This window comes from Candidatus Tisiphia endosymbiont of Thecophora atra (genome assembly GCF_964026395.1).
In the GTDB taxonomy this organism is placed as follows: Bacteria; Pseudomonadota; Alphaproteobacteria; order Rickettsiales; family Rickettsiaceae; genus Tisiphia.
In genome coordinates this window covers 178,362-192,787 of sequence record NZ_OZ032145.1, presented here as the reverse complement: position 1 = coordinate 192,787, position 14,426 = coordinate 178,362, and the positions used below count along the sequence as shown (strand labels likewise).

At 33.6% G+C, this 14,426-nt stretch carries 7 protein-coding genes, 1 tRNA gene and 2 pseudogenes; 5 read left to right on the top strand and 5 right to left on the bottom strand.

The window, feature by feature from the left end; all coding sequences use genetic code 11:
* Positions 1-125 precede the first annotated feature (125 nt).
* Both rpsB and cysS read right to left on the bottom strand, forming a co-directional pair.
* The gene (gene rpsB, locus AAGD45_RS00920) at positions 126-1,013 is read right to left on the bottom strand and encodes a 30S ribosomal protein S2 (protein WP_341761605.1); all 888 of its coding nucleotides are present in this window, start codon (positions 1,011-1,013) and stop codon (positions 126-128) included.
* Positions 1,014-1,738: 725 nt separating this feature from the next.
* Positions 1,739-3,121: a cysteine--tRNA ligase gene (gene cysS / locus AAGD45_RS00915; RefSeq protein ID WP_341761604.1), complete on the bottom strand. Its 1,383-nt coding sequence runs from the start codon at positions 3,119-3,121 to the stop codon at positions 1,739-1,741.
* Positions 3,122-3,188: 67 nt separating this feature from the next.
* Here cysS and rodA point away from each other — a divergent pair, with 67 nt between their 5' ends.
* Positions 3,189-4,292, top strand: coding sequence for a rod shape-determining protein RodA (gene rodA / locus AAGD45_RS00910; RefSeq protein ID WP_341762167.1), 1,104 nt, complete (start codon positions 3,189-3,191; stop codon positions 4,290-4,292).
* 545 nt (positions 4,293-4,837) lie between these two features.
* Here rodA and AAGD45_RS00905 read toward each other — a convergent pair.
* Positions 4,838-5,851: an IS110 family transposase gene (locus AAGD45_RS00905; RefSeq protein WP_341762166.1), complete on the bottom strand. Its 1,014-nt coding sequence runs from the start codon at positions 5,849-5,851 to the stop codon at positions 4,838-4,840.
* A gap of 147 nt (positions 5,852-5,998) precedes the next feature.
* Positions 5,999-7,780: an IS1634 family transposase gene (locus AAGD45_RS00900; RefSeq protein WP_341761603.1), complete on the bottom strand. Its 1,782-nt coding sequence runs from the start codon at positions 7,778-7,780 to the stop codon at positions 5,999-6,001.
* A 195-nt stretch (positions 7,781-7,975) separates the two neighbouring features.
* Here AAGD45_RS00900 and AAGD45_RS00895 point away from each other — a divergent pair.
* The 4 genes and pseudogenes from AAGD45_RS00895 to AAGD45_RS00885 form a co-directional block, all read left to right on the top strand.
* A tRNA-Asn gene (locus tag AAGD45_RS00895) sits at positions 7,976-8,050 on the top strand.
* A 100-nt stretch (positions 8,051-8,150) separates the two neighbouring features.
* The gene (locus AAGD45_RS00890; RefSeq protein WP_341761602.1) at positions 8,151-9,902 is read left to right on the top strand and encodes an ABC transporter ATP-binding protein; all 1,752 of its coding nucleotides are present in this window, start codon (positions 8,151-8,153) and stop codon (positions 9,900-9,902) included.
* 123 nt (positions 9,903-10,025) lie between these two features.
* A pseudogene (locus AAGD45_RS08685) lies at positions 10,026-10,109 on the top strand (2-oxoglutarate dehydrogenase E1 subunit family protein); the annotation flags it as partial.
* 639 nt (positions 10,110-10,748) lie between these two features.
* A pseudogene (locus AAGD45_RS00885) lies at positions 10,749-12,998 on the top strand (2-oxoglutarate dehydrogenase E1 component); the annotation flags it as partial.
* A gap of 565 nt (positions 12,999-13,563) precedes the next feature.
* On the opposite strand, the gene ubiA reads toward AAGD45_RS00885, so the two are convergent.
* Positions 13,564-14,421 (bottom strand): 4-hydroxybenzoate octaprenyltransferase, encoded by an 858-nt coding sequence (gene ubiA, locus AAGD45_RS00880; RefSeq protein ID WP_341762165.1) that lies wholly within the window; start codon positions 14,419-14,421, stop codon positions 13,564-13,566.
* Positions 14,422-14,426: the final 5 nt, after the last annotated feature.

The window sequence follows — 14,426 nt, the reverse complement described above, 5'->3', positions numbered from 1 at the left end:
GCCTATGCACAATGACAGTTTTTTAACTTTCAACAGTTATGCACCTTGACCATTTGACTCCTGCTACTATCATGATTTTGATTCTATCTTCTATCAACTCTTCTCATTTACGAGCAGTATACTAGTTATTTTGTTGTTGTAGCAACTTCTGCAAGCTCTAAAGCTGTCTCAAACTCTGACTCTAGTGTTTCTTGATTATTGAGGTCTAGAGTTTTAGAAAATTTCTTGGTTGATTTTAACTTAGTAATACCTTTTATATTTGTACCCTTTTCTTCATGAGTAGCTATGCTTCCTAAATCAACACCAGATGCAGCTAAAGCCTCTTCTATACCGGCAAGTGCGGCATCAGCAAACAAGGTGCAATAAAGTCTTATAGATCTTATTGCATCATCATTACCGGGAATAGGGTGGTCTATATTGTCTGGATTGGAGTTAGTGTCAACAATAGCAATTATTGGAATACCTAACTTTACTGCTTCTTGGATTGCTAAATGCTCCTTATTAGTATCAATTACCACAAGCAAATTGGGTCTTGTCCCAATATGTCTAATACCCCCTAAGGATTTAAGTAATTTATCCTTTTTACGGGTCATTTCCAGTATTTCTTTCTTGGTATAACCGGAATATTCTTCTTCATTCCCCAAAACTTTCTCAAGATTATCCAGCTTTTTTATTGAGCCAGAAATTGTCCCCCAGTTGGTTAACATACCACCAAGCCATCTGTGGTTAACGTAATATTGCCCACATTTCTCTGCATACTCAGCTACTATATCACTGGCTTGAACTTTAGTACTGACAAATAATATTTTACCATTTTTCTTGACAGTTTCATAAATTACACCCAAAGCTATCTGCATTAGGGCAGCAGTTTGTTGTAAGTCAATTACGTGGATATCATCTCTGACACCATAAATGTAAGATGCCATTTTTGGATTCCAACGTGAGGTTTTATGACCAAAATGCACCCCAGCATCAAGTAAATCTCTGACATTAACAGCTTGTAGTTTAGACATTATTAAATCTCCTTAAAATGTTAGTTATGTACCTACATATTATAGGTACTCCTCCGTAAGAGTTGATACCAAAGAAACTGGACTAACAACTAGGCTCTTACGTGTGAATTCTGCTTATTATAGTTAACCATACTAGCATTTAGCCATAGCAAACTAGCGTCATTGCGAGGAGTCACTTTAGTGGCGACGAAGCAATCCAAGAAAGTAATTATATCTAGATTGCTTCGTCGGCTTACGCCTCCTCGCAATGACTGAGTAATGCTAATCGGGTTAGCTATATATATTTTATAGCAAGGTTAATTATATATTCAATCAATATATTTGCAAGTGATATAGTTCTTCATTTTTCTCAGGATAATTTAAAAGTCGCAATTAATAGTTGTTATAGATATAAATTCAGCCACCATCGATGTCATTCCCGCGTAGGCAGGAATCTAAAAAAATAAGCCTGAAAGATTGTTAAGTATTATGGACTCCCGCCATTGCTAAGAATGACATCGATGGTGGCTGAATTTATATCTATAACAACTATTAATTGTGAATTTTAAATTACCCTGATTGACCAAAAGATCATTAGATTTCCTGCAGAATTCGCTTTTGCTGAGGAATTTGTAGGAGACGCGGAACCTCGACCCGCAGCGTACTCAAATGTACGTGAGGAGCAGAGTACCGGTATCACACACAAATTACCAGCAAAAGTAGAATTATGCAGGAAGTCTACTTAATCAAACTTTTCTCCAACTAGTTGATCCATCTAGTTTGTCTTCTAGAATTATGCCATCTTTTGATAAATTTTGACGAATTTGGTCGGCTAATAACCAATTTTTTTGTAATTTGGCTTGCCTACGTTGCTCAATATGCTGGAGAATTGGTTCATCGTTTATTTCACAGTAAAACCACCTACTTGCTGGTTGGGTCATTAGACCTATAAAATTGCTGCATGAAAGTAAGTAAGAGGCATATAAGTACTTATCATCTTCTTTGTTACTCGCAAAGATCAGTTTAGCATAATCGCTTATTATTTTAATGGCTAGAGGTGTATTCATATCATCGAATAAGTGAGATAAAAATTCTTCTGGAATGTTCTGAACGTTAAGTTTGTTAATGTCCAAATTCTCTATCGCTTTATACCAATAATTCATTGTTTTTGTAGCATCTTCTAGAGCTTTATTGTTGTAATCTAATGGTTTACGGTAGTGGCTACTCAGTAACAGTAATCTAACTACGCTACCAGGGATTTTTTTATCTATCAAGTCTTTTACAGTAATAAAATTATTGAGCGATTTACTCATTTTCTCGCCATTACAGGTCAGAAATCCATTATGCACCCAATATTTAGCAAAGTGAGAGTTCGGGAAAGCACAGGTACTTTGTGCTATCTCATTAGTATGATGAGGAAAAATTAAGTCTGCTCCACCACCATGAATGTCAAAATTTTCTCCGAGATATTTATAGCTCATCGCCGAACATTCTATATGCCAGCCTGGCCTACCTCTTCCCCAAGGGCTATCGAAATTTGCCAATATTTCTTCATCTTTATTGGCTGGTTTCCATAATACAAAATCATGTGGTTGCTTTTTTGATGGATTATTTGCAATACGCACTCCCTCTAGCATTTCATCAAGATTACGATTTGATAATTTTGTATAATTTGGGGCGGTAGAAATATCGAAATAAACATGATTATCTGCGATATAAGCGTGGTTTAGGTCAAGTAATTTTTGAATAATCACAATCATGTCATCAATATGCATGGTAGCTTTTGGCTCAATATTTGGCGCTTTGCAACCTAGATATTGCATATTAGCATGAAATTCTTCGGTAATTCTAACTGTTAAGTCAGAAATCGTTATTTTGAGTTCTTTGGCTCTATTTATTATCTTATCATCAACATCGGTAATATTACGCACATATTTTATATGATTTTGACCAAATATTTTGCTTAGTGAGCGGTATAAAATATCGTATACTACTACGGACCTAGCGTTACCAATATGGGGATGATCGTAGACAGTTGGGCCGCAAACATACATTTTTATTAAATTACTATCTAGCGGTACGAAAACTTCTTTCTTGTGAGTAAGTGTGTTATGTAATAATAATTTCATGTTTTTTAATCGTAATCAATAATGTCATTTTACAGCTAATTTTTATGGATATCTACCTATAATGTCAATTCAAAGAAATTATTTTGAAAAACTAAGAAAACTACCAATTACTTTAATTATTCTTATTAGTGTGATTTGTAGCATTGGTTTTGTTATACTATATTCCGCTTCAGATAGTAATATTCACCCTTGGGCGTATAAGCAGATGATGCATTTTCTCCTGTTTTTACCAGTTGTGATTATTATTGCAACCATTGATATAAAATATATATTTAAGTTTTCATATATATTTTATATTGCTATTATTATCTTATTAGTTAGTGTTGAGCTTTTTGGATCTATTTCTATGGGTGCAAAGCGTTGGATAGATTTAGGAGTTATCCGTGTGCAGCCTTCTGAACCAACAAAATTAGCAGTAGTGTTAATGTTAGCTAGGTATTTTCATCAACTAAAGATTGAGGATTTTGCTAGATTTTACAAGATATTATTGCCTATAATAGGTGTGATAGTACCAGTTATACTGATAATAAAAGAACCGGATCTAGGTACTGGAGTGATTAATATCATTATTGCTAGTATTATTTTTTTTGCTGCTGGTTTTAGAGTGAAAAATTTTGTGATAATTGGTATTATAGTCCTTACTTGCATACCAGTTATGTGGCAAGTGATGCATGATTATCAAAGAAAACGAATCATGGTTTTTTTTGATCCTGAGAAAGATCCTCTTGGAGCTGGATATAACATTATTCAATCAAAAATCGCTATTGGTTCTGGTGGATTGTGGGGCAAGGGGCTAGCTAAAGGTAGCCAAAGCCATCTAGATTTTTTACCAGAGCATCAGACAGATTTTATCTTTGCTACTTTTGCTGAAGAATTTGGTTTTGTTGGTAGTTTGTTTCTGTTAATTCTCTATTCTGCAATTATAATAATTTCATTAATGATTGCTGTGAATTGTAGAGCTATATTTAGTAAACTGATGGTAATAGGCATAACATCAATCCTATTTAGTCATGTATTTATAAATATAGCTATGGTGATGGGATTATTGCCAGTGGTAGGTGTGCCTTTACCTTTTATATCTTACGGTGGTACAATGATGGTATCAATGCTTATTGGGTTTGGATTAGTAATGAATGCTCAGGTACACCAGCATAGTAATGTTTTTAAATAGACCTCTTGCATAATTCTACTTCTGTTGGTAATTTGTACGTGATACCGCTACTCTGCTCCTCACGTACATTTGAGTATACTCTTCTGCTTTGAAGAATTGACTCCGTAAAACTTTAGGGCATTCGCGTCTCATCTTCGAGATAAATATGAGCAGAAATTATGCTATAGAACGTGAGTATTATGCGACGAGTGGAGTGTAGAATTAAATTCTCGTTACTGACTACATGTATGAACCTCCTGTAAAATGCAAGAAAAAAATAACATCTAATAGCAAAAATGCAAATGCATACATGTATCCGGCTTATAGTTAATAAATTATGTGTAATTTATCCTACAGCCCTGATGGAATTCGCTGGCTTACAAATTTACTATATACTTATCATTTTATCGGCTTCAAAGAGCCATTGTAGTCATCAGTTTTTTTGTAAGCTAAGGTTTGTCTTATTTACCATCAATATTATTATCTCACGCATATTCCGGGTTGGAATCTCTTACATATTCTTTGTTTACCTATTAATTAATAAACCACTATTTATTTTATGTTAATTATAATAGCTTTGTGCTACAAACTTTACTCTCTACATAATCATCCCCTGACCTTAGTACTGCAAACACCACTCTTGCCAGTTTATTAGCTACAGCAACTACTATTTTATTATGTCCATTTCGCTCAGATAAATTAAACATCCACTGCGTAAATTTGCTAAAATCTTTTTTAGATTTTTGTTCTTCCGATGTAAATCTTATCTTGGCATTTAGTACAGCTCTAGCTCCTTGGATCAATAAAGTACGCAAGTAAACATCACCTCGCTTGCTAATTCCAAGTAACTTATCTTTCCCTCCACTGGAATGCTGCCTTGGCACTAATCCAAACCATGCCGATAATTGCCTACCATTCTCAAAACTTGTAGCATTACCTATTGATGCTATTAAAGCAGTAGCAGTAATTAAACCAAGACCAGGTATAGCTGTTAATCGTTGATATTGAGTTAAGTTGCTAGCTATTATTTTTAATCTTTTTTCTATCTCTTTTATTTTTTTGTCATTATCCAAAAATTCCTCTTTCAGTTCACTAAATGTTTGATAACCCAGCTGGCTTAAATTCCCTTCATCTAAAATCTCGGTTAATTTTGTCATAACCTTATTGATCCCTTGAGGAATAATAAAACCAAATTCATGTAGTAGACCCCTAATTTCATTAGCAAGGGCAGTACGATTTTTTACCAATCTCTCTCTTACTAGATGAATTGATAAAATATCTTGTTGTTCTACAGTTCTAATTGGTACAAACCTCATATTTGGTCTTGTTACCGCTTCACATATAGCTTCTGCATCAGCTTGATCATTTTTATTAGTTTTAACATACGGTTTGACAAATTGTGCTGCCATTAGTTTTACTGTATGCCCCAATTTAGTTATTTCTCTTGCCCAGTAACTAGCTCCGCCGCAAGCTTCCATCCCTACCAAACATTTTGGTAAATTAGCCATAAATGTTAAAACTTGATCTCTCATTAATTTTTTCTTTAATACCGTCTTACCATTTTTATCTACACCATGAATTTAGAAAATTCTTTTTGCAATATCTATACCAATTGTGGTAACTTCCATCTTAGCCTCCTGATTGTTATTTTAATATTTAATATTAACTTTAGAAGATTAGCAACTGCTTTTCATTCTGTATATCAGGAGGTCCATACCATTATTTTATCATTTTGCAGATTTTGTCATTTGGGGCATCGTTAAATCAAATAAATTGAATAAATTTTGTTGAAACTCGCTTAATTTTGGTAATCTTGCAACTTTGCAACCCTTGATTGTGTAATATAAAAAACATACTTTATCCAGCTCTCTTAATGCTTCCTCAATGGTCACATTATATTTACCATCCTTGGTTACGCCACAACCTTGTTTCAACTTATTTTTCATATAGTGCCATATTTTTAATGCCAACATACAAACAAATACATGTCCCTTCGTTCTGTTGCTTTTCCTTAAAAAGATCGGTCTTACTTCGAGTAATCCTGTCTTCATACTGCTAAAATTCGATTCTACTTCATGTAAATTATGGTAAGCTTTATCAACCAATTCTTTACTCATCAGTTTAATTTCAATCTGTGTTTCAATCGCATAACAACCATCAAGAGCAAACAACTCTTTTTTCTTATCTTGATCAATTTCAACCACTATTTGGTTGCCATCTAATTTTAGGTTGATAAATTTATCTATCCGCCATTCTTTGGCAATTTTTTGAATATTATTTAAACCAAGTTCTAGCTTTGCTTTCTTATGGGTTGATACATATATATTACGTTCTTCAATCTTTGCAACCAATTTTTCAACTCGGTTATTCCTATCAAACTCAACTTTTCGGGCTATAGAACCATTTTTCCTTAAAATATATCTTTTGCCATTATTGGTTACTTCGCATAGCTGTTCTTCAAAAAAACTATATTGCAAAACTCCGCTTTTCTTTAAGCTTTCAATCTCAACTTTACTTAAGGTTGTAATATAGTCCCATCCTTCTTTGCTCAGGGCTTCTTTGCCTGTCCTCTTAATCATTCCTTTATCACCAACAAAGACGATATTCTTAATACCAAAATTAGATTTTACTAGCTCAATCTGCTCATAAATGGTAGAAGGATCAGCACTATTACCCTTAAAAACTCTAACAGCCAAAGGTTCGCCATGATCATCAGTTAATAGACCAATCACTATTTGCTTTTTACCCTTCTTTTTATCCCGATTGTACCCATATTCCGCAAGTTCATTCTCTGTTCCTTCGAAATAGCTGGAAGTGACGTCATATAAAAGCATAACAGGCGGCTTGTTATTTTTCTTTTGATAAGTTTTAAATAATTTTAATTCGATCTTTTCTTGGTTCTCTTCTAACCATTCTAGAGCCTGATATAAATGGTTTTCATCAAATGAATCGACAGATAATACATCAGATATCGCATGCGATTTCGCCCATTTCACGCTGGAAAGTCTAGACCCTTGGTGAGCAAAGCGTGCTAAAACCAAAAATAGACTCAATAAAGCTTCTTTGCTTCTAGTACCAAGAGCCTTAGTAATACCAATTTCATCAGCAATTCTTTTTAGTAGAAAAATAGTCCCAAAACTTTCACCAACCTCAGGAACACCATCTAAACCATCAAATTCACCTTTAAGCATCTTCTTAAAAGCTTCAATACGTAACTCATCCCAATTAGTTAGATTAGCTATGGTTTTATTTAATACTTTCCCGTCTTCGCGATAAGAGGTACGAAGCAATATTGCAGGACGAGAATTTCTATTTGGAACAGTTGTAATATACATGAAAGAGATTATATCTCTAAATTCCAGCATTGTCAAATAAAAAATATCATTTACATGACTACAAACTTCATGCCAAAACCACTGCAAACCTGATTCTTTAGGTGTTTTAAGCACTTTTTCGTCTAGAAGATGAGTCGCGTACTCATGTACTAAATGTACATTCCGTTCGCTCACCCCTTGTTTATTGTCCCCATTCTTCAAATCATTTGAGTATATGCTGCGGGTTGAGGTTTCAAGTCGCCTTTAAATTCCTCAGCATAAGCGCATTTTGCAAGAGGTTTATTTATTTTTTATAGATAAAATAAGAAAATACTAGACCCTAGTCAAAAGATTTGTTATAAGAAACCTAGTCTATATAAAGGCAAATGTTCCTCGGTAGCTCAGTGGTAGAGCAAACGGCTGTTAACCGTTCGGTCGCTGGTTCGAGTCCGGCCCGGGGAGCCATTCTTCGATTTCAGTGCATTTTGTGAACATATCAAACGGTGGACGTAGCATAAAGTCTAGCTTTCCATCTTTGTACTAGTACAAATAAATTTATACAAAAATGTTAACTCCATTTTCCTTTCTTTGGTCCGTTATAAAACCATATAAGTATTTATATCTTATCATGATGATTGCACCATGTGCAAATGGTGTATATCCAATTATATATAATTATGCTGTAAAGCTATTGATTGATTTGTTTACTCAAAATCAAAATATTACTTTTGAACAAAGTTGGAAACCGATAACGATATTTATCAGTGCCCAAATTATCCTTGATGGTGCATGGCGGATGCATAATTTTGCTCAATTAAAATGTATGCCATATATTTTACAAAATATATCAAATAAAATTTGTACGCATTGCTTTAAATTACCATATAGTTTTTTTCAACATAGCCTTTCCGGTTCAATTGTTGCGAAGGTAAAAGGCATTGGTGACAACTATTTCAAAATACATCAAGCACTTGAATTGCAGCTTAGCAAACCTTTATTTATTACGTTATTTTCTGGTATTGCCTTAGGTCTGACTAATATAAAAATACTTTTTTTTGTTCTCGCATTTAGCTTTATATATGTACCAATGGCATTTAAATTTTTTACCAAGCTTGCCAAAATGGAGCAAAAAAAGCAAGATTCATGGTATTATTTATTTGGAACTGTAGCAGATTGTATTACTAACATTTTTACAGTTTTTGCTTTTGCTACAGAGCAGCGCGAGTTACGCAAAATACAGCATTATTATGATAATATACATAATCCATTAACTATCAAATATTATAAATATGATTTAATTATATCTATAATATTATGTTTATTTTATTGGGTATTTTTAATCTCACTATTTTGCTATGTCATTTATATGAAAAATAACAATGAAATTTCAATTGGTGATATTGCTTTTGTCATGTCACTTACTTTTTTATTTACTGACAATAGTTGGGATACTACAATGAAAATAAAAGATTTTCTAGAGGATGTTGCTGCTTTTCGCTCTGCTTTTACAATTATGCAAATCCCACAAAATATAATTGATACTCCTTCTGCAACTAACTTAACGATTACCAAAGGTGATATTGTATTTCAGAATTTATCTTTTGGTTATGACAACACCAATTATGTATTTAAGGATTTAAATCTTAAGATTAAAGGTGGTCAGAAAATTGGAATAGTTGGACATTCTGGTGGTGGGAAATCAACATTAATATCTTTATTACTCAAAAACTTTCAAATAACAACCGGAGATATTATTATTGATAATCAAAGTATCTATAATGTATCTTGTGAGAGCCTAAATAGTCAAATATCTCTAATTCCACAAGATATTATGCTATTTCATCGTTCTATTGGAGAAAATATTGGGTATGCTAAAGAAAATACAACACAAGCTGAGATAGAAAATGCAGCACGGGCAGCCAATCTTCATGAGTTTATCGAAACCTTACCTGAGAAATATAACACCCTTGTGGGAGAGAGAGGAGTTAAACTAAGTGGAGGTCAACGTCAGCGTATAGCAATTGCTAGGGCTATTCTTAAAAATGCCCCAATTTTAATTTTGGATGAAGCTACTTCTTCACTTGACAGTCAGACCGAACTAGAAATTCAAAAATCCATAAACACACTACTTGAAAAAAATAATGCAACTGTAATTGCCATAGCTCATCGTCTGTCAACAATAAGACATTTAGATAGAATTGTTGTGATAGAAAACGGCCAAATTGTTGAAGATGGAAATTTTGTAGAACTACTTGCAATGCCAAATGGTAGATTCAAAGAACTTTGGGAACATCAAGTAAACGGTATGGTAATTTAGGTTTGTACTTCAAAAGCGACAAATGATTTGGAAAATTGGAAATAATACTTACAAGACCAAAAACGATGTCATTCCCCACGGGGAATGCTATCTAGGCTTTTTACTAATTAGGAATAGGAGTTTATGGATAAAAATTTAAAACAAACTAGTTTTTTATTTGGTAGTAATGCTGTTTTTATAGAAGAACTATATCAGCTATATTTATCAGATCATAAAGCAGTTGATGAAAGCTGGCAAAACTATTTCCAAAATATTGAGAATAATAATAGTTACCAAGTTAATAAAACTATTGCTCATGTTATTACTTCACCTCAAGAAAAACCTCCGCCGTATGTTACGGAATTTTCTGCTACAGCTAACAAGCTCAGAACAAAAGCAATGATTGCCCGCTACCGTAATTATGGACATTATTTAGTCAAGCTAGATCCCTTGAATCTTGAGGTTCTTAAGACTAAAAATGAGTTGAGACTTAATATAGAAGATTTTGGTTTTACCACAGATCAGTTGAATAATATTATAGAAATTGATGATGAATTTTTTGGAATAAAAGCATGTTCACTTAAGGAATTGGTTAATTTGCTTGATCACACTTATACTAAAGATATTGCCGTAGAATTTGCTCATGTGACCAATGAAGATGAGAAAACTTGGTTTTTTGAACAAATAGAAAGTAATGTTCAAGCTTTTAATAGACTTCCTGCAGAATTCGCTTTTGCTGAGGAATTTGTAGGAAACACGGAACCTCGACCCGCAGCGTACTCAAATGTACGTGAGGAACAGAGTACCGGTATCACGCACAAATTACCAGCAAAAGTAGAATTATGCAGGAAGTCTAATATATTGGAACAAGATAAGAAGGATATACTAAAAGATTTAGTAGAAATTGAAGGATTTGAACAATATCTACATACCAAATTTCCTGGAGCAAAACGCTTTTCAGTAGAAGGTGGAGAGGCAGCCGTAGTGGCTATAGATAAAGCTATAGATATGTCTATTGTCTATGGACTAGAAGATGTAGTAATAGGTATGGCTCACCGAGGAAGACTTAGCACATTGGTCAAGGTAATGACTAAACCTTATAAAGCTATTTTGTCTGGATTTATAACAGGTAGTATCTTGCCGACTGATTTAGGTATTTCAGGTGATGTGAAATATCATATTGGCTATTCATCAAATCAGATAAGAGAGGGGTTTAAGGTGCATCTTTCTATGGCAGATAATCCATCGCATTTAGAAGCGGTGAATTCGGTAGTAGCTGGTAAAGTACGAGCAAAACAGGATAGCATCCAAGATACTAATCGTAACAAGGTAATGGGTATTCTAGTCCATGGTGATAGCGCTTTTTGTGGTCAGGGTGTGGTAGCTGAGAGTTTATTTATGTCGGATATAAAGCCTTATAATGTTGGCGGGATTATTCACTTTGTCATTAATAATCAGCTTGGATTTACAGCGAATAGTTATGACACTAGACCAGGTAGATATTCTACTGAGTTTGCTAAGATAATTAATAGTCCAATTCTACATGTAAATGGTGATGATATTGAAGCAGTGATCAAGGCTACCAATATTGCAGTGAATTACCGGTATAAATTTGCTAGAGACATAATCGTTGAGATCATTTGTTATCGTAAATATGGTCATAATGAAGGTGATGAGCCTATGTATACTCAAGCTGTTATGTATAATGTAATAAAAAATAAGCAATCCCCGGCAACTATTTTTGCAAATAAACTAGTAGCAGGTGGAATAATTGACCAAAATTATTTTCCTACATTAAAAGAACAATTTAAACTAAAATTAGATCAAGAATATGAACAAGCCAAAAATTATCAGCCGCAAGCTCAGTTCTTAGAAGGTTTATGGTCTAGTTATACTAGATCAAATGCTCAAATACTCTCTACTGGTGTTAACAAAAACACCTTAAAAGAACTTGGTATAAAGCTTTGTCAGATACCAAAAGATTTTCCTTTAAATCCCAAACTTGTAAAATTATTTGAATTAAGAGAAAATACTTTAAAGCAAGATAAACCTATTGACTGGGCAACTGCAGAACAGTTAGCCTTTGCCAGTTTATTAAATTCAGGCACTAGAATACGTTTTACTGGTCAAGATTGTGGGCGTGGCACTTTCTCTCACCGTCATGCAGTGTTACATAGTCAGGTGGATGACAGAACTTATACACCATTAAATAATTTATCGCAAAACCAAGGAAATTTTGGGCAAGCAAATTTTGAAATTGCTGACAGTAATTTATCTGAATATGCAGTTTTAGGTTTTGAGTATGGTTATTCATTAGTTAATCCAAAAGATTTAGTAATTTGGGAAGCTCAATTTGGCGATTTTTCTAACGGAGCTCAAATAATTTTCGACCAATTCATTTCCAGTAGTGAAAGCAAATGGCTCAGGATGAGCGGTATAGTAGTGCTACTACCACATGGTCTTGAAGGACAAGGTCCAGAGCATAGCTCTGCAAGACTCGAGAGGTTCTTGCAGCTTGCTGCTGAAAATAATATTCAAGTTACATATCCTACGACGCCAGCTTCATTTTTTCATTTATTACGTCGTCAAATATACAGTAATATTCGTAAACCACTAATAGTAATGTCACCAAAATCTCTATTAAGACATAAAATGGTTGTATCACCTCTATCCCAGCTTGATGAAAATACGAGCTTTATACCTGTGCTAGACGAAATTAATGATGCTATAAATGCCAAAGAAGTGAAACGAATTATATTATGTAGTGGTAAAGTCTACTATGATTTATTAGAAAAAAGAGAAGAAAAGAATATTTTAAATATAGTGATTATTAGACTCGAACAGCTATATCCGTTTGAAACGGATATTATCGTTAAAATATTAAGTAAATATAATAAAGCTAAAGAGTTTATTTGGTGTCAAGAAGAACCTAAAAATATGGGGGCATGGAATTTTGTTAAAGATCACTTAAATGAGAGCCTAAAAAATGCATCAATTAATAATCAATTTGTATATGTTGGTAGGAATGAGTCTGCTTCACCAGCAGTTGGCTCACCAATCATACATAACGAGCAACAGAAAAAATTGCTTGAAGAAGCCTTGATAATTAAGGGATAGAGCAGTACCCTACATTTTTCTATAATCGTCATAGCAAGGCTCTTTAGATGCCGTGGCGATCTAGATAAACAGCGAAGCTGTTTTTTTAGAGTAACGCTTCGCGTCTCATCTTCGAGACGAAAAAGTGCTTTAAACGTCTAAAGAATCAGGTTCGCAGCGGTTTTGGAATGAAGTTTGTAGTCATGTAAACATCACTTTTCTACTTGACATACTAAAAATTAGTCAACATAATGCTTCTTATGTGTATTACCATTGTTTTGTTTCAAATAAAAACTCTTGTCATTAAAGTACACTTTTATCAGTATTTCTTTATTATAAAATTCCACAGGTGAAAAAATGTAGTCAGTAACGAGAATTTAATTCTACACTCCACTCGTCGCATAATACTCACGTTCTATAGCATAATTTCTGCTCATATTTATCTCGAAGATGAGTCGCGTATCCTAGATTGCTACGTCGCCGCTTTCAGCAGCTCCTCGCTAATAGACGATCAGTAGCCATTTTAATAGTGGTTATATAAAAAATGTAGGGCACTATGGGGATAGAGTTAAGTTAGGAACGTTAGCTAATTATTCAAATCTAATGCACCTAAAACCAAGATTAAGCCAACGTAATTATTATTTTTAAACCTAGTAAGACAATTTTGTGGGTCTGAGATTTCTAATGTTACTACCTGCCAAATTAGCATTATATAAGCACAGAGAATAGCTATATAGTTAGGTCGATGGGTTGCTATAATGTTAGCAAGTATGAATAATAATATGAAGATGGTATAGTAAACATATAAATGTAATTTATAATTTCTCTTTTCTAAAAAAAGTGGCATTGACTTGATCTTAATCTTCTTATCGTCCTTTATATCCATAAAACCATAAATAGTGTCATAACCAATAATCCAAAAACAGCAGGCAATATACATAATACCCGATTCTATTGATATTTTATCAATTACAGCACTACTGCCAATCAATACTCCATTAAATGTTAGTCCTAGAAATACTTGCGGAAAGTTTGTCATTCTTTTCATTAGCGGATATAAAACAATCATGGTAAAGCTAAGAAACCCTAGGTAAATCGCTGTTTTATTTAATGATAATAAAATTATCAAGGAACAGACTGATAATATAGTTAGCAAAATCATCGCTTCATTTACATTTAATGATCCATTAGCTAGTGGTCTATCCTTTGTTCTTAAAACATGCTTATCAAAATTTTTATCAAAAATATCGTTAAGAACGCAACCAGCTCCCCTAGTAATGATACTTCCGACAAAAAACAATGATAATAATTTTACTAAATTATAAATTGCAATATTGGTAAGAAGTACCCCAAAGCATGTTGAGAAAAATAGTAACAGATAGCCAGTAGGACTTTGCAGTCTCATTAATTTAAGGCTCAGAAAAAATTTATTTGGCATTGCTATAGTTA